The sequence below is a fragment of the Streptomyces sp. NPDC054961 genome (genome assembly GCF_053609145.1).
The window spans coordinates 1-24367 of the sequence record NZ_JBSGWY010000063.1 but is presented as its reverse complement, the minus strand read 5'-3'; the positions used below and the strand labels follow the sequence as shown (position 1 = coordinate 24367).

Annotated in this window: 20 protein-coding genes; 16 read left to right on the top strand and 4 right to left on the bottom strand. The window is 72.4% G+C overall.

Annotation, left to right across the window (positions count from 1 at the left end; all coding sequences use genetic code 11):
* Positions 1-10: 10 nt before the first annotated feature.
* The 4 genes from ACWF9Z_RS34260 to ACWF9Z_RS34245 all read right to left on the bottom strand — a co-directional run bounded on the left by ACWF9Z_RS34260 (position 11) and on the right by ACWF9Z_RS34245 (position 5606).
* Positions 11-2434: a transglutaminase family protein gene (locus ACWF9Z_RS34260; protein WP_453609145.1), complete on the bottom strand. Its 2424-nt coding sequence runs from the start codon at positions 2432-2434 to the stop codon at positions 11-13.
* Positions 2431-3846 (bottom strand): DUF58 domain-containing protein, encoded by a 1416-nt coding sequence (locus tag ACWF9Z_RS34255; protein ID WP_453609142.1) that lies wholly within the window; start codon positions 3844-3846, stop codon positions 2431-2433. Before ACWF9Z_RS34255 ends, ACWF9Z_RS34260 begins: the two co-directional genes overlap by 4 nt.
* Complete coding sequence (locus ACWF9Z_RS34250) at positions 3846-4856, bottom strand: AAA family ATPase (RefSeq protein ID WP_453609139.1); 1011 nt, start codon at positions 4854-4856, stop codon at positions 3846-3848. The genes ACWF9Z_RS34255 and ACWF9Z_RS34250 overlap by 1 nt, the downstream gene beginning before the upstream one ends.
* A gap of 153 nt (positions 4857-5009) precedes the next feature.
* On the bottom strand, positions 5010-5606 hold the full coding sequence (locus ACWF9Z_RS34245; protein ID WP_453609136.1) for a beta-class carbonic anhydrase: 597 nt from the start codon (positions 5604-5606) through the stop codon (positions 5010-5012).
* A gap of 306 nt (positions 5607-5912) precedes the next feature.
* On the opposite strand from ACWF9Z_RS34245, the gene rsmH reads away from it, so the two are divergent.
* The 16 genes from rsmH (at position 5913) to ACWF9Z_RS34165 (ending at position 24056) form a co-directional block, all read left to right on the top strand.
* Positions 5913-6842, top strand: coding sequence for a 16S rRNA (cytosine(1402)-N(4))-methyltransferase RsmH (rsmH, locus tag ACWF9Z_RS34240; RefSeq protein ID WP_453609158.1), 930 nt, complete (start codon positions 5913-5915; stop codon positions 6840-6842).
* The gene (locus ACWF9Z_RS34235; protein ID WP_453609133.1) at positions 6839-7348 is read left to right on the top strand and encodes a hypothetical protein; all 510 of its coding nucleotides are present in this window, start codon (positions 6839-6841) and stop codon (positions 7346-7348) included. Before rsmH ends, ACWF9Z_RS34235 begins: the two co-directional genes overlap by 4 nt.
* 303 nt (positions 7349-7651) lie before the next feature.
* Positions 7652-9484, top strand: coding sequence for a peptidoglycan D,D-transpeptidase FtsI family protein (locus tag ACWF9Z_RS34230; RefSeq protein WP_453609130.1), 1833 nt, complete (start codon positions 7652-7654; stop codon positions 9482-9484).
* Between the two features lie 46 nt (positions 9485-9530).
* Positions 9531-11246, top strand: coding sequence for a UDP-N-acetylmuramoyl-L-alanyl-D-glutamate--2,6-diaminopimelate ligase (locus ACWF9Z_RS34225; protein ID WP_453609127.1), 1716 nt, complete (start codon positions 9531-9533; stop codon positions 11244-11246).
* Positions 11243-12667, top strand: a complete 1425-nt coding sequence (locus tag ACWF9Z_RS34220) for a UDP-N-acetylmuramoyl-tripeptide--D-alanyl-D-alanine ligase (protein ID WP_453609124.1) — start codon at positions 11243-11245, stop codon at positions 12665-12667. The genes ACWF9Z_RS34225 and ACWF9Z_RS34220 overlap by 4 nt, the downstream gene beginning before the upstream one ends.
* Positions 12664-13734 carry a phospho-N-acetylmuramoyl-pentapeptide-transferase gene (mraY, locus tag ACWF9Z_RS34215; protein ID WP_453609121.1) on the top strand — a complete coding sequence of 357 codons (1071 nt, stop codon included), beginning with the start codon at positions 12664-12666 and terminating at the stop codon, positions 13732-13734. Before ACWF9Z_RS34220 ends, mraY begins: the two co-directional genes overlap by 4 nt.
* Positions 13716-15215 carry a UDP-N-acetylmuramoyl-L-alanine--D-glutamate ligase gene (gene murD / locus ACWF9Z_RS34210; RefSeq protein ID WP_453609118.1) on the top strand — a complete coding sequence of 500 codons (1500 nt, stop codon included), beginning with the start codon at positions 13716-13718 and terminating at the stop codon, positions 15213-15215. The genes mraY and murD overlap by 19 nt, the downstream gene beginning before the upstream one ends.
* A 65-nt stretch (positions 15216-15280) precedes the next feature.
* The gene (gene ftsW / locus ACWF9Z_RS34205; protein WP_453609115.1) at positions 15281-16696 is read left to right on the top strand and encodes a putative lipid II flippase FtsW; all 1416 of its coding nucleotides are present in this window, start codon (positions 15281-15283) and stop codon (positions 16694-16696) included.
* 6 nt (positions 16697-16702) lie between these two features.
* A complete protein-coding gene (gene murG / locus ACWF9Z_RS34200; protein ID WP_453609112.1) occupies positions 16703-17797 on the top strand; it encodes an undecaprenyldiphospho-muramoylpentapeptide beta-N-acetylglucosaminyltransferase in 1095 nt (364 codons plus the stop codon).
* A gap of 31 nt (positions 17798-17828) precedes the next feature.
* On the top strand, positions 17829-18692 hold the full coding sequence (locus ACWF9Z_RS34195) for a cell division protein FtsQ/DivIB (RefSeq protein WP_453609109.1): 864 nt from the start codon (positions 17829-17831) through the stop codon (positions 18690-18692).
* Between the two features lie 281 nt (positions 18693-18973).
* Positions 18974-20170 (top strand): cell division protein FtsZ, encoded by a 1197-nt coding sequence (ftsZ, locus tag ACWF9Z_RS34190; RefSeq protein ID WP_453609107.1) that lies wholly within the window; start codon positions 18974-18976, stop codon positions 20168-20170.
* Positions 20167-20898, top strand: a complete 732-nt coding sequence (gene pgeF, locus ACWF9Z_RS34185) for a peptidoglycan editing factor PgeF (RefSeq protein WP_453609104.1) — start codon at positions 20167-20169, stop codon at positions 20896-20898. Before ftsZ ends, pgeF begins: the two co-directional genes overlap by 4 nt.
* 3 nt (positions 20899-20901) lie before the next feature.
* On the top strand, positions 20902-21621 hold the full coding sequence (locus tag ACWF9Z_RS34180) for a YggS family pyridoxal phosphate-dependent enzyme (RefSeq protein ID WP_453609101.1): 720 nt from the start codon (positions 20902-20904) through the stop codon (positions 21619-21621).
* Between the two features lie 151 nt (positions 21622-21772).
* Complete coding sequence (locus ACWF9Z_RS34175; RefSeq protein WP_453609098.1) at positions 21773-22384, top strand: cell division protein SepF; 612 nt, start codon at positions 21773-21775, stop codon at positions 22382-22384.
* 60 nt (positions 22385-22444) lie between these two features.
* Complete coding sequence (locus tag ACWF9Z_RS34170) at positions 22445-22741, top strand: YggT family protein (RefSeq protein ID WP_453609095.1); 297 nt, start codon at positions 22445-22447, stop codon at positions 22739-22741.
* A gap of 82 nt (positions 22742-22823) precedes the next feature.
* Positions 22824-24056 (top strand): DivIVA domain-containing protein, encoded by a 1233-nt coding sequence (locus ACWF9Z_RS34165; protein ID WP_453609092.1) that lies wholly within the window; start codon positions 22824-22826, stop codon positions 24054-24056.
* Positions 24057-24367: the final 311 nt, after the last annotated feature.

The window sequence follows — 24367 nt, the reverse complement described above, 5'->3', positions numbered from 1 at the left end:
AAGCCCCCGGTCAGCCGCGGCCCCGGAGCGGGACGCGGGTCCGGAGACGGGCGGCGGCAGCCGCGAAACGCTCGGTCAGTGCGGCCCACCGGGACCCGGCGGCCCAGCGGACGCGCGCCGCCGAACGGGGCAGGAACACCGCCCGCAGGCGGGTGACCCGGGACACCGCGGCCAGCAGCCCGGCCCGGACCGCCAGGACATCGGACGCCAGGGTCCCGTACGAGGGCTCCGCGCCCGGCGGGGCGTAGAGCGCGCGCTCCACCGCGGCCGAGACCCGGTGCACGGCCTGCGCCGCCTCCGCGTCCAGCCGCCCGAGCGCCACCACGCGGTCCGCGGCCCCGCGCGGGGACAGCGCCCCGTCCGGGGCGATCCCGACGTCCCACGCGGAGTCGCCCAGCTCCCGCCACGCCGACAGCACGTCACCCGGCCCGAGCCGCCGGGCCCGCAGCCGCCTGCGCCACAGGAACGGGAGGAACGGGAGGGCGAGCAGGACGAGGCCGCCGGCCGTCCAGGCCGCCACCGTGGCGGCCGACGGACCGTCGCCGCCCGAGCCCGCGTCCTGCTTCGGCGCGGCCGCCCCGCACTCGCCCAGCTTCTTCTGGTCCGGCGGGCAGTCCTCCGCCTTCGACGGCGCGGCCGAGGGCCCCGCGGCACTCGCCGAAGGGGCCGCCGTGGGCGCCGTCGGCTGGGACTCCGGGGCCGCGGGACGGCTGTAGTCCGGCACCGTGATGCCCGACCGCGGCGTCGGCTCGAAACGGGTCCAGCCCACGCCCTCGAAGTACAGCTCCGGCCACGCGTGCGCGTCCCGCATCGAGACGTTCACGCTGCCGTCCGACTGCCGCTCCCCGGGTGTGAACCCGACCGCGACCCGCGCCGGGATCCCCAGCGTCCGCGCCATCGAGGCCATCGAGAAGGCGAAGTGGACGCAGAAGCCCTCCTTGTCGGCGAGGAACCGGGCGATGGCCTGCGAACCCGTACCCGAGGACACCTTCGTGTCGTAGCGGAACCCGCCGTTCACCGCGAAGTAGTCCTGGAGCTTCACGGCCCGCGTGTAGTCGTCCTTCGCACCCCGCGTGACCTGCCGGGCCGTCTCGGCGACGACCGGCGGCAGATTGTCCGGCAGCCGCGTGTACTCGGCCACGATCGCCTCGTTCGGCTCCGGCGCCTTCTGCAGCTGATCCGCCGTCGGCTTCAGCAGCAGGCTCCGTACGGTGTACTGCACGCCCTGGGCGTTCTGGAACTTGTCCTTCCCCAGCTGGTCCCCGACGAGCGTCCGCCCGACCGGCTCGAACCGCCACTTGCCGCCGATGTCCACCTGCACCGCCGGATACGGCATCGGCAGGTAGCGCTGCGCGTACGTCTGCGCCGAGGAGACGCTGGTGCGCACCTCGGCCGCGCCGGCCAGGACGGCGGCGCTCACACCGGGCGGGTTCGGCAGCCGCTCCGGGACCTCGGTCAGGGGCCGCCCGGAGGCCTCCCACTTGACCCCGTTGAACTCGTCCAGCGCCAGGATCCGCAGGTACTGCTCGCTCAGCTGCGGGCTGTCCGTCCGGTACTTCAGCACCACCCGGTTGTCCTGGGCGTTCAGGCTGCTCTGCAGCGAGACCAGCGGGTTGACCGCCTGGATCGAGGGACCGATGCCGGTCCCCTCGCCCGCGCCCGGGCCCCCCGTGCCCAGCAGCCCGCTGCCCAGCGAGGGCAGCGCCGCGGGCACCACCAGGGCCACGCCCAGCGCGACCGCGCCGATCCGCCGCCCGCTGCGCACCGGGGCGACCGCCCGGCCGCCGCTCGAGTAGCCGGCCGCCACCTGCCCGGACGAGGCCCCGCCGAAGACCCGGCCCCACTGCGCGAGCCGGTCGCGGCCCTCGCAGAGCAGCAGCAACAGGTAGCCGCAGCCCGCCAGCAGGAAGGCGAACCACGAGGAGCCGCCGGAGCCGGAGGTCGCCCCCGACAGGCCCGCCGCCACCGAGTACAGGGCGAGCAGCGGCAGCCCGGCCGCCGCGGCCATCCGCAGCGTCACCGCCACCAGGTCCACCAGCAGCCCGATCAGCAGCACTCCGGACACCAGCAGCAGCCGGATCCCGTCCGTCAGCGGAGCCGGGATCGCGAACTCGTTCACGTCCCGGACGCCCTGGCCGTACAGCGAGCCGAAGTCCGTCACCAGGTAGTCCAGCACCCCGCCGCCGGCCGGCGACTGCGCCTTGCCGCCGAACAGCAGCATCAGCGCCAGCAGCGAGACGAGCAGCTGCGCCGCCACGGTCAGCGACCGGGCCAGCGGTACCCGCCGCGCCGCCGCGCCCACCCCGCTCTGCAGCGCCAGCAGCAGCGCCGCCTCCGGCAGCCAGCTGCCGGATCCCACCAGGGGGCTCAGCGACCACGCCGTGAACAGCGTCGCCAGTGCCGCGAAGACCGTCAGCCGTGCCCGCCCGCTCATCCCCAGCCCCCCGCCGCACCCGAAGCGGTGCCCGTGCCCATGTCCGTCGACGCGGTCCCGGCCAGCCGCCACAGCTCCCCGAAGGCCACCCCGGGCGGGGCGGCCAGCGCCGTCCAGCCCGCGTCGCGCAGCCGGGCGATCCGTTCCGCCGGCGAAGGCAGCCCGTGTGACATCGCCCGGGTCAGCGCCGGCGGGCGCCCGGACCACTCCGCGGAGTCCAGGACGAACGCCACGGCCCCTCCGCTGCGCCGGCACATCTTGGCCGCCAGCTCGGTCTGTACGTCGTCCAGGTCCCCGAAGAAGGCGATGAGGAGCCCGTCGTCGCCGGCTCCGCCGAAACCGCCGCCGATGCCGGTGCCCCGGACCGCGTCGTAGGCCCGGGAGAGCCCGGCGCCGTCGGAGTGGCCGATCACCGCGAGGGTGTCCATCATCAGGCCCGCCGCCTCCGCGGACTCCTGGCCGCCCGAGGTGAACCCGCCGCCCTCGCGGGGCACGCAGTCCCCGGTGTCGGTCAGCAGCCGGACCGCGTAGCCCTGCTCCAGCAGGTGCACCAGGGCCGACGCGGTCCCGGAGACGGCCCACTCGAAGGCCGAGTCGGGGCCGGCGCCCTCGTAGGCGAGGCCGCGGGTGTCCAGCAGGACGGTGGCCCGGCTGCGCTGCGGCTGCTCCTCGCGGCGCACCATCAGCTCGCCGTAGCGGGCCGTGGAGCGCCAGTGCACCCGGCGCAGGTCGTCGCCGCGCCGGTAGCCGCGCGGGATCACGTCGTCCTCCCCGGCCAGGGCCAGCGAGCGGCGGCTGCCGTCGCCGTAGCCGGAGGACGCGCCGGCCAGGCGCACCGCGGGCAGCGCCTCGGTGCGCGGTATCACCGTGAGGGTGTCGTAGGCCGAGAAGGAGCGGGTCAGCTCGACCAGCCCGAAGGGGTCGGTGAGGCGCAGCTGGAGCGGGCCCAGCGGATAGCGGCCGCGCAGGTCGGAGCGGACCCGGTAGGACACCTCGCGGCGGCCGCCCGGCTCCACCCGGTCCAGCACGAAGCGGGGCCGGGGGCCCAGGACGTAGGGCACCCGGTCCTGGAGCATCAGCAGGCCCGTCGGGACCCGGGAGGTGTTGTCGAGGCGCAGCTGCACCCGGGCCTCGGTGCCCGCGGGCACCCGCACCGGGGTGAGCCGGCGGCTGCCGGAGACCCGGTAGCGGGTGCGGTGCAGGGCGAGGACGCAGATCAGCGGCAGCACGGCGAGCAGGAGCCCGACCCGCAGCAGCCCGGACTGGCCCAGGACGTACGCGCAGAAGGCGGCGGCGACCCCGGCGGCCAGGAAGGAGCGGCCGCGCGTGGTCAGGCCGGCCAGCGACGCGCGCAGCCCACCGCCGTCGTCGGGACCCCGGCCGCCGGCGCCGTGCGGGGCACCGGCGCTCATCAGAAGCCCCGGATGCCCGCGCCGGGCGGCATCTCGCCGCGCGCGGGCGCGGCCGGTACCGGGGTGCGCTGGAGGATGTCGGCCACGACCTGCTCGGCGCTGCGGCGGCTCAGCTGGGCCTGCGCGGTGGGCAGCAGCCGGTGCGCGAGGACCGGTCCGGCCAGCGCCTGGACGTCGTCGGGCAGGACGTAGTCCCGGCCGGCCAGGGCCGCGGAGGCCTTCACGGCGCGCAGCAGGTGCAGGGTGGCGCGGGGCGAGGCGCCCAGGCGCAGGTCCGGGTGGCTGCGGGTGGCGGACACCAGGTCGACGACGTAGCGCCGGACGGGAACCGCGACGTACACCTCGCGGACCGCCTCGATGAGCTTGACGATGTCGTGGGCGTGCGCGACGGCCGTCAGGTCGTCGAGCGGGGAGAGCCCGCCGTGCACGTCGAGCATCTGCAGCTCGGCGTCGGGGCTGGGGTAGCCGACGGAGACGCGGGCCATGAAGCGGTCGCGCTGGGCCTCGGGGAGGGGGTAGGTGCCCTCCATCTCCACCGGGTTCTGGGTGGCGACCACCATGAAGGGGCTCGGCAGCGCGTACGTGGTGCCGTCGATGGTGACCTGGCCCTCTTCCATCGACTCCAGCAGCGCGGACTGGGTCTTCGGGGAGGCCCGGTTGATCTCGTCGCCGATGACGATCTGCGCGAAGATCGCGCCCGGCTTGAACTCGAACTCGCGACGCTGCTGGTCGTAGATGCTGACGCCGGTGATGTCGGACGGCAGCAGGTCCGGCGTGAACTGGATCCGCTGCACCGAGCAGTCGATGGACTTGGCGAGCGTCTTGGCCAGCATGGTCTTGCCCACGCCGGGGACGTCCTCGATGAGCAGGTGTCCCTCGGCGAGGAGCACGGTCAGCGCGAGGCGGACGACCTCGGGCTTGCCCTCGATCACGCTCTCGACCGAATCGCGCACCCGCTGCGCCGTGCTCGTCAGATCCGCGAGGCTCGCTCGGTCGTCATACGTGGTCACCTGGTTCTCCTCGACCCTTTCACAGGGCCGGCGCCATGGCGCATGACCGGCCCACCCCGAAACACCTCAGAAATCAAGAGTGCGGACACCGGCCCGGAGGTCCTCCGGGTGACGTCTCCCCGCATTCTTGACGGCGTGGCGGCCTTGTGTCACTCAGGAGGTGGGATCGATCTCCCGCAGGAGGCCGGTGTGCACGTCGAAGACGAAGCCTCGCACATCGTCCTTGTGGGGGAGGAAGGGGTTCGTCCGGACCCGCTGCATGGACTGGCGGACGTCCTGGTCCACGTCGCGGAAGGCCTCGACGGCCCAGGCGGGGCGCTGGCCGACCTCGTCCTCCAGCTCGTGCCGGAAATCCTCGGTCAGGCTTTCGAGACCACATCCGGTGTGGTGGATGAGTATCACGGCGCGGGTGCCGAGCGCCCGCTGGCTGATCGTGAGGGAGCGGATGGTGTCGTCGGTGACCACGCCGCCCGCGTTGCGGATCGTGTGGCAGTCGCCGAGCTCGAGGCCGAGGGCGGCGTGCAGGTCGAGGCGGGCGTCCATACAGGCCACCACGGCCACGTGGAGGACCGGACGGGCGTCCATGCCGGGGTCGGTGAAATCCGCGGCGTAGGCGCGGTTCGACTCCACCAGCTGGTCGGTGACGGAGGGGCCGCCGACGGCCGTGGAGGCCTGGAGGGCGGACGAGGCGGGTACGGGTGCGGAAGACTTCATGGATACGACGTTAGTGGTCACAGGCCGTGCAGGCATCGAGTGAGGGTGGACAAAGAAGGTCACCACATCCTGTTGTGAGCTAACCCACAGGGGTGAGAGAGGCCGGTCCGTCCGGGTGATTCGCGGCTTTCGCGGCATTGCCGGGAGAGGGCCGCACGGCGCGCGGGGCGGTTCGTTGACCGCGGCGACCGTTGCACTAAAGTGACGCGAACCGGCCGGAGCCCGGCCCTGACCGGCCGCCCGGCCCCTTTGGTAAGACTCCGCGTGCGCGGCGCGGCGTATGCCTGCCGCGCCGTTATCTGAGAGGGCGCTTTGACTAGCGAGTCCCGACACGTCCCGGTGATGCTCCAGCGGTGCCTGGACCTGTTGGCCCCGGCACTGGAGAGGCCCGGGGCCGTCGTCGTCGACTGCACCCTCGGCCTCGGCGGCCACAGCGAGGCCCTGCTCACCCGGTTCCCCGAGGCCCACCTCATCGGCCTGGACCGCGACAAGGAGGCCCTGCGCCTCTCGGGGGAGCGCCTCGCACCCTTCGGGGACCGGGCCACCCTCGTCCACGCCATCTACGCCGACCTGGCCGAGGTACTGGACGGCCTGCGCATCCCCGCCGTCCAGGGCATCCTCTTCGACCTCGGCGTCTCCTCCATGCAGCTCGACGAGGCCGACCGCGGCTTCGCCTACGCGCAGGACGCGCCGCTGGACATGCGGATGGACCAGACGACCGGGATCAGCGCGGCCGAGGTCCTCAACACCTACGCGCCCGGCGAGCTGGTCCGGATCCTGCGCCAGTACGGCGAGGAGAAGCAGGCCAAGCGGATCGTGTCCGCGGTGGTCCGCGAGCGGGCCACGGAACCCTTCACCAACAGCGCGCGGCTCGTGGAACTGATCCGCGACTCGCTGCCGCAGGCGGCGAAGCGCACCGGCGGCAACCCGGCCAAGCGCACCTTCCAGGCGCTGCGCATCGAGGTCAACGGCGAGCTGTCCGGACTGGAGCGGGCCATCCCCGCCGCCGTGGACCGGATCGCCGTCGGCGGCCGGATCGCGGTGCTGTCCTACCACTCGCTGGAGGACCGCCTCGTCAAGCAGGTCTTCGCGGCCGGCGCCACCTCCACGGCCCCGCCCGGACTGCCGGTCGTACCGGAGAAGTACCAGCCGAAGCTGAAGCTGCTCACGCGCGGCGCGGAGCTGCCGACGGAGGAAGAGATCGCGGAGAACCGGCGCGCGGCGCCGGCCCGCTTCCGCGGGGTGGAACGGATCCGGGAGGCGCGGCTGTGAGACGACTGGGGCGGGTCCTGGGGGGACCGGTCGCGGGGCAGGCGGCGCGGACGCCGTTCGTCCTGCTGGTCGTCGCGCTGCTCGGCGGCGGGCTGATCAGCCTGCTGCTGCTGAATTCGGCGCTGAACCAGGGCTCCTTCCAGCTGAGCAAGCTGCGCAAGGAGACCACCACGCTCACGGACGAGGAGCAGGCGCTGCAACGGGACGTGGACGGGTACTCGGCGCCCGACGCGCTGCAGCGGCGGGCGCACGAGCTCGGCCTGGTGCCGGGGGGCAGCCCCGTCTTCATCGGGGCGGACGGCAAGGTCGCCGGCAGCGCGTCGGCCGCGGCGGAGCCGCCGCCGCCGTCCGCCCCGCCGGTCGCGGCCCCCTCCCCGGGCGCCGCCGTCCCGAGCCCGGCCGGCTCGCCGGGCCCGGCCCCGTCGGGCTCGGCCCCCGCCGCGGCCGCCGCCGCCCCGCCGGCCTCGGCCGGAGCCCCCCAGCCCACCCAGACCCCTGGACGGTGACGTCGTGACGCCTACCCCTGCGGGGCCGGTCCCCCACCCATCCACCGGAATCCAGCCACGCCCGCGGTCCGGGCGCGGGGTCCGGGGCGGAGCCCCGCGGGTCCCGGCACGGCCGGGAGCCGCCTCGTGAGGCCGCAGGAGCCGCCGCGGCGGCGGGTGCCCGGGCCGGGACGGGCCAGACCGTCGGGGGAGCGGGCGCGGGCCTCGGCCAGGCCGGCGTCCCGGCCCGCCACCCGCCGCCCCGCCCCCGCGAGGAAACCGCACACGATCCGGCTCGGCGCCCCCAAGCCCCGCCTGCGGCTGGTGAGCGTCGGCCTGACGCTGGTGATGCTGGCGTTCGTCGTCCGCCTGCTCCAGGTCCAGGCCGTGGACGCGTCCGCGTACTCCGCCAAGGCCTCCGAGAACCGGTTCGCCAGCTACACCCTGGCCGCCGAGCGCGGGGAGATCACCGACCGCAAGGGCGTGGCACTCGCCACCAGCGTGGATGCCTACGACATCACCGCGGACCCGCACATGTTCACCCCGCAGGAGAGCAAGGCCCCGGACGCCCCCGAACAGGCGGCCGCCCTCCTCGCGCCGATCATCGGCAAGGACGCCAAGGAGCTCACCGAGCGCCTGAAGACGAAGAACACCCGCTACGTCGTCCTCGCGCGCCGCCAGACCCCCCAGGTCTGGAACCAGATCAAGGACCTCAAGAAGGTCTTCGCCGAGAAGTCCACCGCGGACAAGCGCAACAACGGCCCCGGCGCCAACGTCCTGGCCGGCGTGTTCAACGAGAACAGCAGCAAGCGCGTGTACCCCAACGGCGATCTCGCCGCCGGGATACTGGGTTACGTCAACGCCGAGGGCAAGGGCGGCGGCGGCCTGGAGTCCTCGCTCGACAAGAAGCTGGCCGGCAAGGACGGCGAGCTCACCTACGCCCAGTCCGGCGGCCGCCGGGTGCCCACCGCCGGATCCAGCGAGAAGCCCGCCGTGCCCGGCGAGGACATCGAGCTGACCATCGACCGCGACATCCAGTGGGCCGCGCAGAGCGCCATCACCGAGCAGGTCGCCAAGTCGGAGGCGGACCGCGGGTACGTCATCGTCCAGGACACCCGCACCGGCGAGGTGCTGGCCATGGCCAACGCCCCCGGGTTCGACCCCAACGACCTGTCCAAGGCCAGCTCCGCCGCCATGGGCAACGCCGCGCTCCAGGACGTGTACGAGCCCGGATCCACGGCCAAGGTGATGTCGATGGCCGCCGTGCTCGAGGAGAAGAAGGCCACCGCCGAGACCCAGGTCGAGGTCCCCAACCGGCTGCACCGCGGCGACCGGCTGTTCAAGGACGACATCGACCACCCGACCTGGTACCTGACCCTCAACGGGGTCCTCGCCAAGTCCTCCAACATCGGCACCATCCTGGCCACCGGCCAGCTCGGCCCGACGCAGCCCGAGGCCAACAAGGTCCTGTACTCGTACCTGAACAAGTTCGGCATCGGGCAGCCCACGGGCCTGAACTACCCGGGCGAGTCCCGCGGCATCCTCGCCAAGCCCGAGGCCTGGTCCACCTCCCAGCAGTACACGATCCCTTTCGGCCAGGGCCTGTCCCTCAACGCCATGCAGGCGGCCTCCGTGTACTCGACCATCGCCAACGGAGGCGTCCGCATCCAGCCGACCCTGGTCCGCGGCACCAAGGGGCCCGACGGCCGCTTCACCCCGGCGCCGGCGCCCCCGCAGACCCGTGTGATCAGCCCGGAGACCGCCAAGACCCTCGCCGCGATGCTGGAGTCGGTGGTCGACGACCAGGAGGGCACCGGCACCAAGGCCCGCATCCCGGGCTACCGGGTCGGCGGCAAGACCGGCACGTCCAACCGGGTGGATCCGGCCACCGGCCGCTACAAGGGCTACACCGCCTCCTTCGCGGGCTTCGCGCCCGCCGACAACCCCCGCATCACGGTCTACTGCGCCATCCAGAACCCCACCAAGGGCAGCTACTTCGGCGGCCAGATCTGCGGGCCCATCTACAAGAAGGTCATGGAGTTCGCCCTCAAGACCCTCCAGGTCGCCCCCACCGGAACCGACCCCGCCGGGCTCCCGGTCACCTACGAACCCGGCGCGCAGCCCGGCCCCCAGCCGAGCCCGCAGCCGGTCCGGTGACCGGCGGCCCGGCAGGCCCGCCCCAGAAGAGCGTGAGGCACCATCAGTGACAACGATCACCCCCAAACCCGGGAACCAGACGGGCGCCGGCACCGAGGGCGGGCCCTCGCTTCGCGGGGGGCCCGCCGGGCCCGGTACGCTCACCGCCGTGTCCCACGCTGATCAGCCCAGAACCACCCAGAACGACGCCCCGGCAGCGCCGCCGGGAGCGCCGCGTCCCCTGTCCGCCCGCCCGACGCCACTCGGCGAGCTGGCGGACCTGCTGGGGATCGAAGCCCCCGGCGCGCCTCCGCGGAGCAGCGGGGTGCGGATCACCGGCATCACGCACGACTCCCGTGCCGTGCGCCCCGGAGACCTGTACGCGGCCCTGCCCGGCGCCCGCCTGCACGGCGCCGACTTCGCCGCGCAGGCTGCCGCGCTCGGCGCCGCGGCCGTGCTGACCGACCCGGATGGCGCGCAGCGCGCGGAGGCCACCGGACTGCCGGTCCTCGCCGTCGCCGATCCGCGCGGCCGGATGGGCGAACTGGCCGCCGCGATCTACGGGAGGCCCGGCGAGGGCCTGCTCCAGATCGGCATCACCGGCACCTCCGGCAAGACCACCACGGCGTACCTGGTCGAGGGCGGCCTGCGCGGCAGCGGACGGACGACGGGCCTCATCGGCACCGTCGAGATGCGCGTCGGGGACGAACGCATCAAGTCCGAGCGCACCACCCCCGAGGCCACCGACCTGCAGGCGCTGTTCGCCGTCATGCGCGAACGCGGGGTCGAGGCGGTCGCCATGGAGGTCTCCAGCCACGCGCTGGTGCTCGGCCGGGTCGACGGCTGCGTCTTCGACGTGGCCGTCTTCAACAACCTGAGCCCGGAACACATGGAGTTCCACTCCGGCATGGAGGACTACTTCCAGGCCAAGGCGCAGCTCTTCACCGAGCGCCGGGCCCGCCTGGGAGTGGTCAACCTCGACGACGAGTACGGCCGGCGCCTCGCCAAGGAGGCGCGGATCCCGGTCGTCACCTTCTCCGCCGCGGGCGACCCGGCCGCCGACTGGCGCGCCGAGGACGTGGTCTCGGGCCACAGCGACTCGACCCTGACGCTGGTGGGCCCGGAGGGGCAGCGCGTGCGGGCCACCGCCCCGCTGCCCGGCCCGTTCAACGTCGCCAACACCGTCGCCGCGATCGTCACGCTCGCCGCCGCCGGACTCGACCCGCAGGAGGCCGCCGACGGAGTCGCCGCGGTCCCCGGGGTGCCCGGCCGGCTGGAGCGGGTCGACGCGGGACAGCCCTACCTGGCCGTCGTCGACTACGCGCACAAGACGGACGCCGTCGAGTCGGTCCTGCGGGCCCTGCGCGAGGTCACCACCGGCAGACTGCACGTCGTACTCGGCTGCGGCGGCGACCGCGACACCACCAAGCGGGGCCCGATGGGCGCCGCGGCCGCCCGGTTCGCCGACACCGCCGTGCTGACCTCCGACAACCCGCGCTCCGAGGACCCCCTGGCGATCCTGGCCGCGATGTTCGAGGGCGCCGTCTCCGTCCCCGCCGCCGAACGCGCGGCGGTCCTCGTCGACGCCGACCGGGCGGCGGCCATCGCCGCGGCCGTCGGGCGCGCCGAGGCCGGGGACACCGTGCTGGTGGCCGGCAAGGGCCACGAGCAGGGCCAGGACACCGCAGGCGTCGTACGCCCCTTCGATGACCGCGCGGTCCTGCGCGCGGCCATCGAGACCCAAGCCCGACAGCGTGCCCGACAGGCCGAGGTGAACCAGTGATCGCCCTTTCCCTCGCCGAGATCGCCGACATCACCGGCGGGCGGCCCCACGACATACCGGATCCGTCCGTCCGCATCACCGGGCCCGTGGTCATCGACTCCCGCCAGGTGGAGCCCGGCAGCCTGTTCGCCGCCTTCGCCGGTGAGCAGGTCGACGGCCACGACTACGCGGAGCGCGCGGTCGCCGCGGGCGCCGCCGCGGTCCTCGCGGCCCGGCCCGTGGGGGTCCCCGCGGTGGTCGTCCCCGACGTGGAGAAGGCCCTCGGAGCCCTCGCCCGCGCGGTGGTCGAGCGCCTGGGCACCGACGTGGTGGCCCTGACCGGCTCCGCGGGGAAGACCTCCACCAAGGACCTCATCGCGCAGGTGCTCCAGGAGCACGCGCCCACCGTGTGGACGCCCGGCTCCCTCAACAACGAGATCGGCCTGCCGCTCACCGCGCTGAAGGCCACCGGGGAAACCCGGCACCTGGTCCTGGAGATGGGGGCCCGCGGGATCGGCCACATCAGCTACCTCACCGGTCTCACGCCCCCGCGCATCGGCCTCGTGCTGAACGTCGGGACCGCCCACATCGGCGAGTTCGGCGGCCGCGAGCAGATCGCCCAGGCCAAGGGCGAGCTGGTGGAAGCCCTGCCGGCCGCCGCCGACGGCGGAATCGCCGTCCTGAACGCCGACGACCCCCTGGTCCGCCCGATGTCCGCCCGCACGAAGGCCCGTACGGTCCTGTTCGGTGAGGCCGAGGACGCCGACGTACGGGCCACCGATGTACGGATGACACCGGAAGGGCAGCCCTCCTTCACACTCCACACCCCCACCGGGTGCGGCGAAGTGACCTTGCGGCTGTACGGTGAGCACCACGTGTCGAACGCGCTCGCCGCGGCCGCCGTCGCCCACGTACTGGGCATGTCCGTCCAGGAGATCGCCACCGCGCTCTCCGGGGCGGGCACGCTGTCCCGGTGGCGGATGGAGGTCACCGAGCGCGCGGACGGTGTGACGATCGTCAACGACGCCTACAACGCGAATCCCGAGTCCATGCGGGCCGCTCTGCGCGCGCTTGCCGCGATGGGCGGCAACGCCAGGGCCAACGGGGGACGTACGTGGGCGGTGCTCGGCCCCATGGCCGAGCTCGGTGACGCGTCGCTGGCCGAGCACGACGCGGTGGGACGGCTTGCCGTCCGGCTCAACGTGAGCAAGCTCGTCGCAGTCGGGGGCAGGGAAGCGTCCTGGCTGCAACTGGGCGCATATAACGAGGGTTCGTGGGGTGAGGAGTCGGTGCTCGTGTCCGACGCGCAGGCGGCGGTCGACCTGTTGCGCAGTGAACTGCGCCCGGGTGACGTCGTGCTGGTGAAGGCTTCCAGGTCCATTGGCCTGGAGCGGGTCGCGCTGGCGTTGCTGGAGCGCGAGGGCGAGGTCGCCGGCCGATGAGGCAGATCCTGTTCTCCGGAGTCATCGGACTCTTCCTCACGCTCATCGGCACCCCGCTGCTGATCAAGGGTCTGGCCCGCAAGGGTTACGGCCAGTTCATCCGTGACGACGGTCCGCGCGGCCACGCCGGGAAGAAGGGCACGCCCACCATGGGCGGCATCTCCTTCATCCTTGCCACGCTGATCGCGTACGCCCTCACCAAGGTGATCACCGGCAGCCAGCCGACCTTCTCGGGCCTCCTCGTCCTCATGCTGATGGCGGGCATGGGCCTGGTCGGCTTCCTCGACGACTACATCAAGATCGTCAAGCAGCGCTCGCTCGGTCTGCGGGCCAAGGCCAAGATGTCCGGCCAGCTGATCGTCGGCATCGCCTTCGCGGTGCTCGCGCTGCAGTTCAAGGACGCCCGCGGGCTCGCCCCGGCCTCCACCAAGCTGTCGTTCGTCACGGACTTCGGCTGGGCGATCGGCCCCGTGCTGTTCGTGGTCTGGGCGCTGTTCATGATCCTGGCGATGTCCAACGGCGTGAACCTGACCGACGGACTGGACGGCCTGGCCACCGGCGCCGCCGTGATGGTCTTCGGCGCCTACACCTTCATCGGCGTCTGGCAGTACCAGGAGTCCTGTGCCAACGCGCAGACCCTGACCAACCCGGCCGCCTGTTTCGAGGTGAGGGACCCGCTCGACCTCGCGGTCGTCGCCTCCGCCCTGATGGGCGCCTGCTTCGGCTTCCTGTGGTGGAACACCTCGCCCGCCAAGATCTTCATGGGTGACACCGGTTCGCTGGCCCTCGGCGGCGCGCTCGCCGGTCTGGCGATCTGCTCCCGCACCGAGTTCCTGATGGCGCTGCTGGGCGGCCTGTTCGTCCTCATCACCATGTCGGTCGTCATCCAGGTCGGCTCGTTCAAGATGACCGGCAAGCGCGTCTTCCGGATGGCACCGCTCCAGCACCACTTCGAACTCAAGGGGTGGTCCGAAGTCCTTGTCGTGGTCCGCTTCTGGATCATCCAGGGCATGTGCGTGATCGTGGGTCTCGGAGTCTTCTACGCGGGATGGGCAGCCGACAAGTGACCTCCTGGCAGGGCAAGAACATCACCGTCGCCGGTCTCGGCGTGAGCGGCATCAGCGCCGCCCGTGCCCTGGCCGGGCTGGGCGCGCGGGTGACGGTCGTCGACAACGGGGACGGCGACGCGCACCGCGCGCGGGCCGCCGAACTGGCCGGGCTGGGCATCGAGGTCCGCCTCGGCCTGCTCGACGGCGGCGGCCGGGCCGGCGAGGTCCTGCCCGAGGGCACGGACCTCGTGGTCACCTCGCCCGGCTGGAAGCCCGACAGCCCGCTGTTCGCGGCGGCCGCCGCGGCCGGCGTGGACGTCGTCGGCGACGTCGAGATCGCCTGGCTCCTCCGCGAGACCGCGGAGGACCTGCGCGCCGCCCGGTCCGGTGAGCCCCGCAGGGAACCTGCCCCCTGGCTCGCGATCACCGGCACCAACGGCAAGACCACGACCACCCAGATGCTCGCCTCGATCCTGAGGGCGGCCGGTCTCCGGACGGCGGCCGTCGGGAACATCGGCACCCCGATCATCGACGTGGTCACCGGCGAGGAGCCGTACGACGTCCTCGCCGTCGAGCTCTCCAGCTACCAGCTGCACTGGGCGCCCTCGCTGCGCGTCCACTCCGCGGCCGTCCTGAACCTGGCCCCGGACCACCTCGACTGGCACGGCTCGATGGAGGCCTACGCCGCCGACAAGGGCCGGATCTACGAGGGCAACACGGTGGCCTGCGTCTACAACGCGGACGCCGCCGACAACAAGGCCACCGAGAACCTGGTCGTGGAGGCCGACGTCGAAGAGGGCTGCCGGGCGATCGGCTTCACCCTCGGCGCCCCCGGGCCCTCCATGTTCGGCGTGGTCGACGGCATCCTCGTCGACCGCGCCTTCGTGGAGAACCGGCAGAAGAACGCCCAGGAGCTCGCCGAGGTCGCGGACGTCAACCCGCCGGCCCCCCACAACATCGCCAACGCGCTCGCCGCGGCCGCCCTGGCCCGCGCCTTCGGCGTGAAGGCGAGCGCCGTCCGCGACGGCCTGCGCGCCTTCAGGCCGGACGCGCACCGGGTCAGCCACGTGGACGAGGTGGACGGCGTCACCTACGTCGACGACTCCAAGGCCACCAACACCCACGCCGCCGAGGCCTCCCTGGCCGCCTTCGACCCGGTCGTCTGGATCGCCGGCGGCCTCGCCAAGGGCGCGACCTTCGACGAGCTCGTACAGAGGTCGGCGAAGCGGCTGCGGGCCGCCGTGCTGATCGGCGCCGACCGGGCGCTGATCGCCGAGGCACTGGCGCGACACGCCCCGCAGGTCCCGGTCGTGGACCTCGAGCGGACCGACACTGGGGCGATGCTCGCGGCGGTCCGGGAAGCGGCCCGGCTCGCGGAGCCCGGCGACACGGTTCTGCTGGCGCCCGCCTGTGCCTCGATGGACATGTTCGCGAACTACAACGAGCGTGGGGACGCGTTCGCCGACGCGGTGCGCGAACTGGCCGCCGAAAAGGCCTAGCTCCGGGGCTCCCGTACGCGCCGGCCGCTCGCCTCGCCTCGTACGAGTGGAGGGGAAGATCACAGATGCCGGCCAAGCAAGTGCTGCCGGGACGGCGGCCGTCCGCCGCCAAGGCAGCCGGAACCGACAAGCCCGGGCGGTCCGTCAGAGCACCCCGGGCCGGCCGCTCGCTGGGCCGCGGCCGCCCCGCCACGAGCGCCCAGCGGTCCGCCGGGGGCGGACCGCTGGGCGGGTTGCGGCGTACGCAGCAGCGGCTCCGCCGGGCCTGGGACCGGCCGCTCACCGCGTACTACCTGATCTTCGGCAGCTCCATGCTCATCACCGTGCTCGGCCTGGTGATGGTCTACTCCGCCTCGATGATCAAAGCCCTCCAGCTCGGCCTGGGAGACGCGTACTTCTTCAAGAAGCAGTTCCTGGCGGCCCTGATCGGCACCGTCCTGCTCCTGGCCGCCTCCCGGATGCCCGTCAAACTCCACCGGGCGCTGTCCTATCCGGTGCTGGCCGGCACGCTCTTCCTGATGGTCCTGGTCCAGGTCCCCGGGATAGGGGTCTCGATCAACGGCAACCAGAATTGGATCTCCCTTGGCGGTCCGTTCATGCTCCAGCCCAGCGAGTTCGGCAAACTGGCACTGATCCTGTGGGGCGCCGACCTGCTCGCGCGCAAGGGCGACAAGGACCTGCTGAGCCAGTGGAAACACCTGCTGGTGCCGCTGGTCCCGGTCACCTTCCTGCTGCTCGGGCTCATCATGCTGGGCGGCGACATGGGCACCGCGATGATCCTCGGGGCCATCCTGTTCGGCCTGCTGTGGCTGGCCGGGGCGCCGACGAGGATGTTCGCGGCGGTCCTGGCCTTCGCGGGCGTGCTCGTCGTCCTGCTGATCAAGACCAGCCCGCACCGCATGGACCGGCTCGCCTGCATCGGAGCGACCGAACCCGGCAGGAACGACCTCTGCTGGCAGGCCGTGCACGGAATCTACGCCCTGGCCTCCGGCGGATGGTTCGGTTCCGGCCTGGGCGCCAGTGTGGAAAAATGGGGGCAACTGCCAGAGGCCCACACCGACTTCATCTTCGCCATCACCGGCGAGGAACTGGGTCTGGCGGGGACGCTGTCGGTGCTCGCCCTGTTCGCGGCCCTAGGCTATGCGGGTATCCGCGTGGCCGGACGCACGGAGGACCCCTTCGTACGGTTTGCCGCGGGAGGCGTGACCACCTGGATCACGGCACAGGCCGTGATCAACATCGGTGCGGTGCTCGGTCTGCTGCCGATCGCCGGGGTCCCGCTCCCGCTGTTCTCCTACGGCGGGTCGGCCCTGCTGCCGACCATGTTCGCAGTCGGCCTGCTCATCGCGTTCGCGCGTGAGGAGCCGGCGGCGCGCGCGGCACTCGCGATGCGCAGGCCGCGCAGCGGCCGGTCGCGGACCGGGCAGAGATGGAAGTCGATGAGACGGCGCGTCAAGAGGCGTCCGTCCGGAGAGCGGTGAATTTCGGTGCATGTCGTACTCGCTGGTGGGGGGACCGCCGGCCACATCGAGCCGGCGCTCGCCCTCGCGGACGCCCTGCGCAGGCAGGACCCTTCCGTGGGCATCACGGCCCTCGGAACGGAACGCGGACTCGAAACCCGCCTGGTGCCGGAGCGCGGCTACGAGCTGGGACTGATCCCGGCCGTCCCGCTGCCCCGTAGGCCCACACCCGAGCTGATCACCGTCCCCGGACGGCTGCGCGGCACCATCAAGGCCGCCGAGCAGATCCTGGAGCGCACCAAGGCCGACTGCGTCGTCGGGTTCGGCGGCTACGTGGCCCTGCCCGGCTACCTCGCGGCCAAGCGCCTCGGGGTGCCGATCATCGTCCACGAGGCCAACGCCCGGCCCGGGCTGGCCAACAAGATCGGCTCCCGGTACGCGCACGCCGTCGCGGTCTCCACGCCCGACAGCAAGCTGCGCGGCGCCCGCTACATCGGGATCCCGCTGCGCCGCTCCATCTCCACCCTGGACCGGGCCGCGGTCCGTCCCGAGGCGCGCGCCGCCTTCGGGCTGGACCCCAACCTGCCGACGCTGCTGGTCTCCGGCGGCTCGCAGGGCGCCCGCCGCCTCAACGAGGTGATCCAGCAGGTCGCTCCGACCCTCCAGCGCTCCGGGATCCAGGTCCTGCACGCGGTCGGCCCGAAGAACGAACTGCCGCGTGTCGACAACATGCCCGGGATGCCGCCTTATGTGCCGGTACCGTACGTGGACCGGATGGATCTCGCGTACGCCGCCGCCGACATGATGCTGTGCCGTGCGGGCGCGATGACCGTCGCCGAACTCTCCGCCGTCGGACTGCCGGCCGCCTACGTCCCGCTGCCCATCGGCAACGGCGAACAGCGGCTCAACGCCCAGCCGGTGGTCAAGGCCGGCGGCGGCCTGCTCGTGGACGACGCGGAGCTGACGCCCGACTGGGTGCTCAGCCAGATCCTCCCGGTGCTCGCCGACCCGCACCGCCTGTACGAGATGTCCCGGGCCGCCGGCGAGTTCGGCCGCCGGGACGCCGACGAGCTGCTGGTCGGCATGGTGTACGAGGCGATCGCCGCCAACACGACCCGCTGAGGCGGGAGGCACAGACGCAGGAGGCGCAGGAGTGGCCGGAGCGAGCACCGCACAGCGCGGCAGTCCCGGGGCCGCGGGGAAGGGGCCCGGTTCGCTCAGGCGGCCCAAGGCGCCCAAAGCCCCCAAGTCGCCCAGGCGGCCCCGGGGATCCGGCCCGGCGGGCCCCGGCGGGCCGTCCCTCCTGAGGGGCCTGCGCCGGGGCCCCCTCCTGGTCGTCGGGCTCGCCCTCGCGGCGCTCCTGGCCGCCGGCTGCGCCTGGGTGCTCTACGGCTCTTCCTGGCTGAGGGTCGAGAAGGTCACCGCGGGCGGCACCGAGGTCCTGACCCCGCAACAGGTGCTCGCCGCGGCGGCCGTGCCCGTCGGCTCGCCCATGGTGTCCGTGGACACCGACGAGATCGAAGCCCGGCTCCGCGGCCGGCTGCCCCGCATCGATTCGGTCGACGTGGTGCGCGCCTGGCCGCACGGGATCGGGCTGAAGGTGACGGAACGCAAGCCGGTCCTGCTCATCAAGAAGGACGCGGGCTTCGAGGAAGTGGACGCCTCGGGTGTGCGATTCGACACGGTCGCGACGGCGCCCGGCGGCGTCCCGGTCCTCGAACTGAGCGCGGACCGGTCCCCGAGCGGCCGTCGTTTCGACGAGGAGCGGCTGCTGCACGAGGCCGTCGGGATCGCCGGCGGCCTCCCGGAGGCCATCCGCAAGGAGACCGTGCGGGTCACGGTGGGCTCCTACGACTCGGTGGTGCTGGAGTTGACGCGGGGCCGGACCGTGGCGTGGGGGAGCGGCGAACAGGGTGACGCGAAGGGACGTGCTCTGACGGCGCTGCTGAAGGCCTCGCCCAAGGCCGATCGCTTCGACGTGAGCGTCCCCACCGCCCCGGCGGTGTCCGGCAGTTGACGTCCGGTCGAACAACGGCGCACCCTGGTTGGCCAGCGATACGGGTGATCACATAGGGTGAAAAGAAAAACGGGAGGTTCGGCGTGTTCGTTGAACACGCGCTACTTGTCGACTTAGTGTCCTGTTCGGAAGAGTCCAAGGAACAGACACACTCATAACCCTAAACTTCAGGGTTAGGGTTCGGGTCGGCGTGTACGGACCGTTCCCCATTTCGGCATCAGTCGTCGCACCGCAGGCCCGCGAGGCGAACGACACGTAACTCGAGGCGAGAGGCCTTCGACGTGGCAGCACCGCAGAACTACCTCGCAGTCATCAAGGTCATCGGTGTCGGCGGCGGTGGTGTCAATGCCATCAACCGAATGATCGAGGTCGGTCTCAAGGGCGTCGAGTTCATCGCCATCAACACGGACGCCCAGGCGCTGTTGATGAGCGACGCCGACGTCAAGCTCGACGTCGGCCGCGAACTCACCCGCGGCCTTGGCGCCGGCGCCAACCCGGATGTCGGCCGCAAGGCGGCAGAGGACCACCGCGAGGAGATCGAGGAGGTCCTCAAGGGGGCCGACATGGTCTTCGTGACCGCCGGAGAGGGCGGCGGCACCGGCACCGGCGGCGCACCCGTCGTCGCCAACATCGCCCGCTCGCTCGGCGCCCTGACGATCGGTGTGGTCACCCGGCCGTTCACCTTCGAGGGCCGTCGCCGCGCGAACCAGGCGGAGGACGGCATCGCCCAGCTCCGCGAGCAGGTCGACACCCTCATCGTCATCCCCAACGACCGCCTGCTGTCCATCTCGGACCGCCAGGTCAGCGTGCTCGACGCCTTCAAGTCGGCCGACCAGGTCCTGCTGTCCGGCGTCCAGGGCATCACCGACCTCATCACCACCCCCGGTCTGATCAACCTCGACTTCGCCGACGTCAAGTCCGTGATGTCCGAGGCCGGCTCGGCACTGATGGGCATCGGCTCGGCCCGCGGCGACGACCGCGCCGTGGCCGCGGCCGAGATGGCGATCTCCTCGCCGCTGCTGGAGGCGTCCATCGACGGCGCCCGCGGCGTGCTGCTCTCCATCTCCGGCGGCTCGGACCTCGGTCTCTTCGAGATCAACGAGGCCGCGCAGCTGGTCAGCGAGGCCGCGCACCCCGAGGCGAACATCATCTTCGGCGCCGTCATCGACGACGCGCTCGGCGACGAGGTGCGGGTCACCGTGATCGCGGCCGGGTTCGACGGCGGACAGCCCCCGGCCCGCCGGGACAACGTCATCGGCGCCGTGTCCACCAAGCGCGAGGAGCCGGCCCCGGCTCCGGTCCGCTCGGCCGAGCCGGTCCGTCCGGCCTTCGGCGGGCTGGGTTCGGTCACCCCGCGCGAGGAGCCCGCGCACGCGCCGGTCCCGGTCGCCGAGGCGCCCGCGCCGCAGGTCCCGACGGCCCGGCCGTACCAGGACAGCCCGGCCGAGGAACTGGATGTCCCGGACTTCTTGAAGTGACGCTGGAGCAGCACGGCAAGAGCGGCGCCCACTTCGCCTTCACCGACCGGTGGGGCGGGGTGAGCGCCGTTCCGTACGAAGAGCTCAACCTCGGCGGCGCGGTCGGAGACGACCCGGCCGCCGTTCGCGCGAACCGGGCGGCCGCGGCGAAGTCCCTGGGCATCGAGCCGGACCTGGTGGTCTGGATGAACCAGGTGCACGGGCGCGAGGTCGCCGTGGTCGACGGCCCGTGGGCCGCCGGCTCGGACATCCCCTCCGTGGACGGGCTGGTGACCACCCGGCGCGGGCTCGCCCTCGCCGTCCTCACCGCCGACTGCACGCCCGTCCTGCTGGCCGACCCGGTCGCCGGCATCGCGGGAGCCGCCCACGCCGGGCGGCCCGGACTGGTCGCCGGGGTCGTGCCCGCCACCGTCGAGGCGATGGTGGCGCTGGGCGCGGAGCCCGCGCGCATGGTGGCCCGCACGGGACCGGCGGTGTGCGGGCGCTGCTACGAGGTCCCCGCCGAGATGCGGGCGGCGGTCGCCGACGTGGTGCCGGCCGCCTACGCCGAGACCAGCTGGGGGACACCGGCCGTCGACGTGGTCGCCGGAGTGCACGCGCAGCTCGCCGGGGCGGGGGTGGTGGACGTGCACCGTTCCCCGGTCTGCACACTGGAGTCGCGGGACCACTTCTCGTACCGCCGCGACCGGGTGACCGGGCGGCTTGCCGGATATGTCTGGTTGGACTGAGGAATGACGGATCGTAAGGCCGAGCTCGCCGAGAACCTCGCGCGGGTGGAGGGGCGGATCGGCGCCGCGTGCGCGGCCGCGGGGCGCGCGAGGGAAGAGGTGACCCTCATCGTGGTCACCAAGACCTACCCGGCGAGCGACGTACGACTGCTGGCGGACCTGGGGGTCCGTCACGTGGCGGAAAATCGCGACCAGGACGCCGCCCCCAAGGCCGTGGCCTGTGCGGATCTGCCGCTCACCTGGCACTTCGTCGGTCAGTTGCAGACGAACAAAGTCCGTTCCGTGGCCGGGTACGCGCACATCGTGCAGTCGGTCGACCGGCCGAAGCTCGTCACGGCGCTCTCGGCGGCGGCGCAGGGCGCCGGACGCGAACTCGGCTGCCTCGTGCAGATCGCCCTCGACGCCGAGTCGGGCGAGCGGGGGGCCCGGGGCGGTGCCGCACCGGAACAGCTCGCGGAGCTGGCGGACCTCGTGGCGGCGGCGCCCGGACTGCGCGTCGACGGACTCATGACGGTCGCTCCGCTGGCCGGGCGGTTCGCGGGACGCGAACAAGCCGCCTTCGAGCAGTTGGTGGAATTGTCATCCCGCCTGCGCGCGGACCATCCTGCTGCCACGATGGTGTCGGCTGGAATGAGCGCGGACCTGGAACAGGCCGTTGCGGCCGGTGCGACACATGTACGCGTCGGCACTGCGGTACTCGGCGCGAGACCCCGGCTCGGGTAACGTCGCGAAGAAAGTCGGACCACAGCAGAAAATATGGTCATTACCGCTGATCAGCGGGCAGACCACGTGGATCGCGGGCAGTTGGTGACATTCGTGACACGGCGAGACACCTGCGACAGGGCGATCCACCACAGAGCGGAGGACTCAGAGAATGGCCGGCGCGATGCGCAAGATGGCGGTCTACCTCGGCCTCGTGGAGGACGACCGGTACGACAACCCGGGGTACGACCCCGACGACGAGTTCGAGCCCGAGCCGGAACCGGAACGGGAGCGTCGGCGACAGCAGCCCGTTTCGCACCAAACGCCCGTATCGGACGAACCGGTACGAGTTGCACAGCCTCCCGCGCAGAGGGAGCCCCTCCCAATTCCGGTTGAAAACGGACGTCCTGCGCGAATTGCCCCCGTGGCATCCATCACACCCGAACGCTCGATTCTGGAGAAGAACGCACCCGTGATCATGCCCAAGGTCGTCTCCGAGCGGGAGCCGTACCGCATCACGACGCTGCACCCCCGGACCTACAACGAGGCCCGTACCATCGGGGAACACTTCCGTGAGGGCACTCCGGTGATCATGAACCTCACGGAGATGGACGACACGGACGCGAAGCGTCTGGTCGACTTCGCCGCAGGTCTCGTGTTCGGTCTGCACGGCAGCATTGAACGAGTGACACAGAAGGTGTTCCTGCTGTCGCCTGCTAACGTCGATGTCACGGCGGAGGACAAGGCCCGCATCGCGGAGGGCGGGTTCTTCAACCAAAGCTAGACCGACCCGTCAGATACGGGGCCGGGAACAGAGCGGGATACGGGGAGAGGGAAGCGCGGGATGGGTGTCGCACTCGAGGTCGTCTACATCGTGCTGATGTGCTTCCTCGGCGTCCTGATCTTCCGACTGGTCATGGACTACGTGTTCCAATTCGCACGTTCATGGTCGCCCGGCAAGGCGATGGTGGTCGTTCTGGAGGCCACCTACACTGTCACCGATCCACCGCTCAAGCTCCTCCGGCGGCTCATCCCGCCGTTGCGTCTCGGGGGCGTGGCACTCGACCTGTCCTTCTTCGTTCTGATGATCATCGTTTACATCCTCATCAGTTTCGTGAGCACCGCTGCGAGAAGCGTGTGAACGATGAGCTTCTCCGCGGGCGCGGGGACAGTCCCGATACGGTCTTGCCGACTGCCGACGACTACGTAGAGGTGAAGAAGACATGCCGCTGACTCCCGAGGACGTGCGGAACAAGCAGTTCACGACCGTCCGCCTCCGAGAAGGCTATGACGAGGACGAGGTCGATGCCTTCCTCGACGAGGTCGAGTCCGAACTGACACGCCTGCTGCGCGAGAACGAGGACCTGCGCGCCAAGCTCGCTGCCGCCACGCGCGCCGCCGCGCAGAACCAGCAGCAGCAGGGCATGCGCAAGCCCGAGCCCCAGGACCAGCGCGGCCCCGGTGCCCCCGTGCCCGCGGCCATATCCGGCCCGCCGCAGCAGCAGCAGCAGCCCCAGATGGGCCCGCCGCAGCTTCCGGGCGGACAGCCTCAGCTGTCGGCCGGCCCCGGCGGTCACGGCCAGCAGGGTCAGGGCCCGATGGGTGGCCCCATGCAGCAGCACGGCATGGGCAACCAGCAGCAGATGGGCCAGCAGCAGATGGGCCAGCAGGGCATGGGCCAGCAGGGCCCCGGCCCGATGGGCAACCCCATGCAGCAGCAGTCCATGGGCGGCCAGAACCCGCTCGGCCAGCCGATGGGCCAGCAGATGCAGCCGATGGGGCAGATGCAGCCCATGGGCCAGCAGATGCACCAGCAGCAGCCGCAGCAGCTCCCGCAGCAGGGTCCCGGTGGCGACAGCGCCGCCCGCGTCCTCTCGCTCGCGCAGCAGACCGCCGACCAGGCGATCGCGGAGGCCCGTTCCGAGGCCAACAAGATCGTCGGCGAGGCCCGTTCGCGCGCCGAGGGCCTGGAGCGGGACGCCCGTGCCAAGGCCGACGCGCTGGAGCGGGACGCGCAGGAGAAGCACCGCGTCGCGATGGGCTCCCTGGAGTCCGCCCGCGCCACGCTGGAGCGCAAGGTCGAGGACCTGCGAGGCTTCGAGCGCGAGTACCGGACCCGTCTGAAGTCCTACCTCGAGTCGCAGCTGCGCCAGCTGGAGACCCAGGCCGACGACTCGCTGGCTCCGCCGCGGAACCCCGCCGGTCCCGCGCTGCCGCCGTCGCCGTCTCCGTCGATGGCCCCGGCCGGTGCGATGCACTCCATGGGTGGCCCGTCGATGGGTGGCCCGTCGCCCATGGGCGGTCCGTCGCCGATGGCCCCGTCCTACGGGAACCAGCAGCAGATGTCCCCGGCGATGACGCAGCCGATGGCTCCGGTGCGACCGGTCGCTCCGCAGCCGATGCAGCAGGCGCCGTCTCCCATGCGGGGCTTCCTGATCGACGAGGACGACAACTAAGCGGTACCCGTCGGCAGACGGTCGGGCCGGGCCCGGTTCCCCTTCGGGGGCACCGGGCCCGGCCCGTTTGCGTACCCGTGGCCGTACGTGGCCGTACGGGGCGGCCCGACCTCGCCGGGTGTGCCGCTGCGCGGGGCTCGTCCCCTACCCGCCCTTCCCCCGTTCCCTGGGGCGCCGCCCCGGACCCCGCGCCTCAAGCGCCGGTGGGGCTGGGTGGTGGGCCGTCCGGGACCCCGCGCCTCAAGCGCCGGCGGGGCTGGGTGGTGGGCTGTCCGGGACTCCGGGCCTCAAGCGCCGGTGGGGCTGGGTGG

Coding starts and splice junctions, on each gene's coding strand:
- ACWF9Z_RS34170 (WP_453609095.1), top strand. CDS start 22,445: ATGGGTGTCGCACTCGAGGTCGTCTACATCGTGCTGATGTGCTTCCTC.
- ACWF9Z_RS34255 (WP_453609142.1), bottom strand. CDS start 3,846: ATGAGCGCCGGTGCCCCGCACGGCGCCGGCGGCCGGGGTCCCGACGAC.
- mraY (WP_453609121.1), top strand. CDS start 12,664: ATGAGGCAGATCCTGTTCTCCGGAGTCATCGGACTCTTCCTCACGCTC.
- ftsW (WP_453609115.1), top strand. CDS start 15,281: ATGCCGGCCAAGCAAGTGCTGCCGGGACGGCGGCCGTCCGCCGCCAAG.
- ACWF9Z_RS34260 (WP_453609145.1), bottom strand. CDS start 2,434: ATGAGCGGGCGGGCACGGCTGACGGTCTTCGCGGCACTGGCGACGCTG.
- ACWF9Z_RS34175 (WP_453609098.1), top strand. CDS start 21,773: ATGGCCGGCGCGATGCGCAAGATGGCGGTCTACCTCGGCCTCGTGGAG.
- murD (WP_453609118.1), top strand. CDS start 13,716: ATGGGCAGCCGACAAGTGACCTCCTGGCAGGGCAAGAACATCACCGTC.
- ACWF9Z_RS34180 (WP_453609101.1), top strand. CDS start 20,902: ATGACGGATCGTAAGGCCGAGCTCGCCGAGAACCTCGCGCGGGTGGAG.
- rsmH (WP_453609158.1), top strand. CDS start 5,913: ATGCTCCAGCGGTGCCTGGACCTGTTGGCCCCGGCACTGGAGAGGCCC.
- ACWF9Z_RS34245 (WP_453609136.1), bottom strand. CDS start 5,606: ATGCCTGCACGGCCTGTGACCACTAACGTCGTATCCATGAAGTCTTCC.
- ACWF9Z_RS34165 (WP_453609092.1), top strand. CDS start 22,824: ATGCCGCTGACTCCCGAGGACGTGCGGAACAAGCAGTTCACGACCGTC.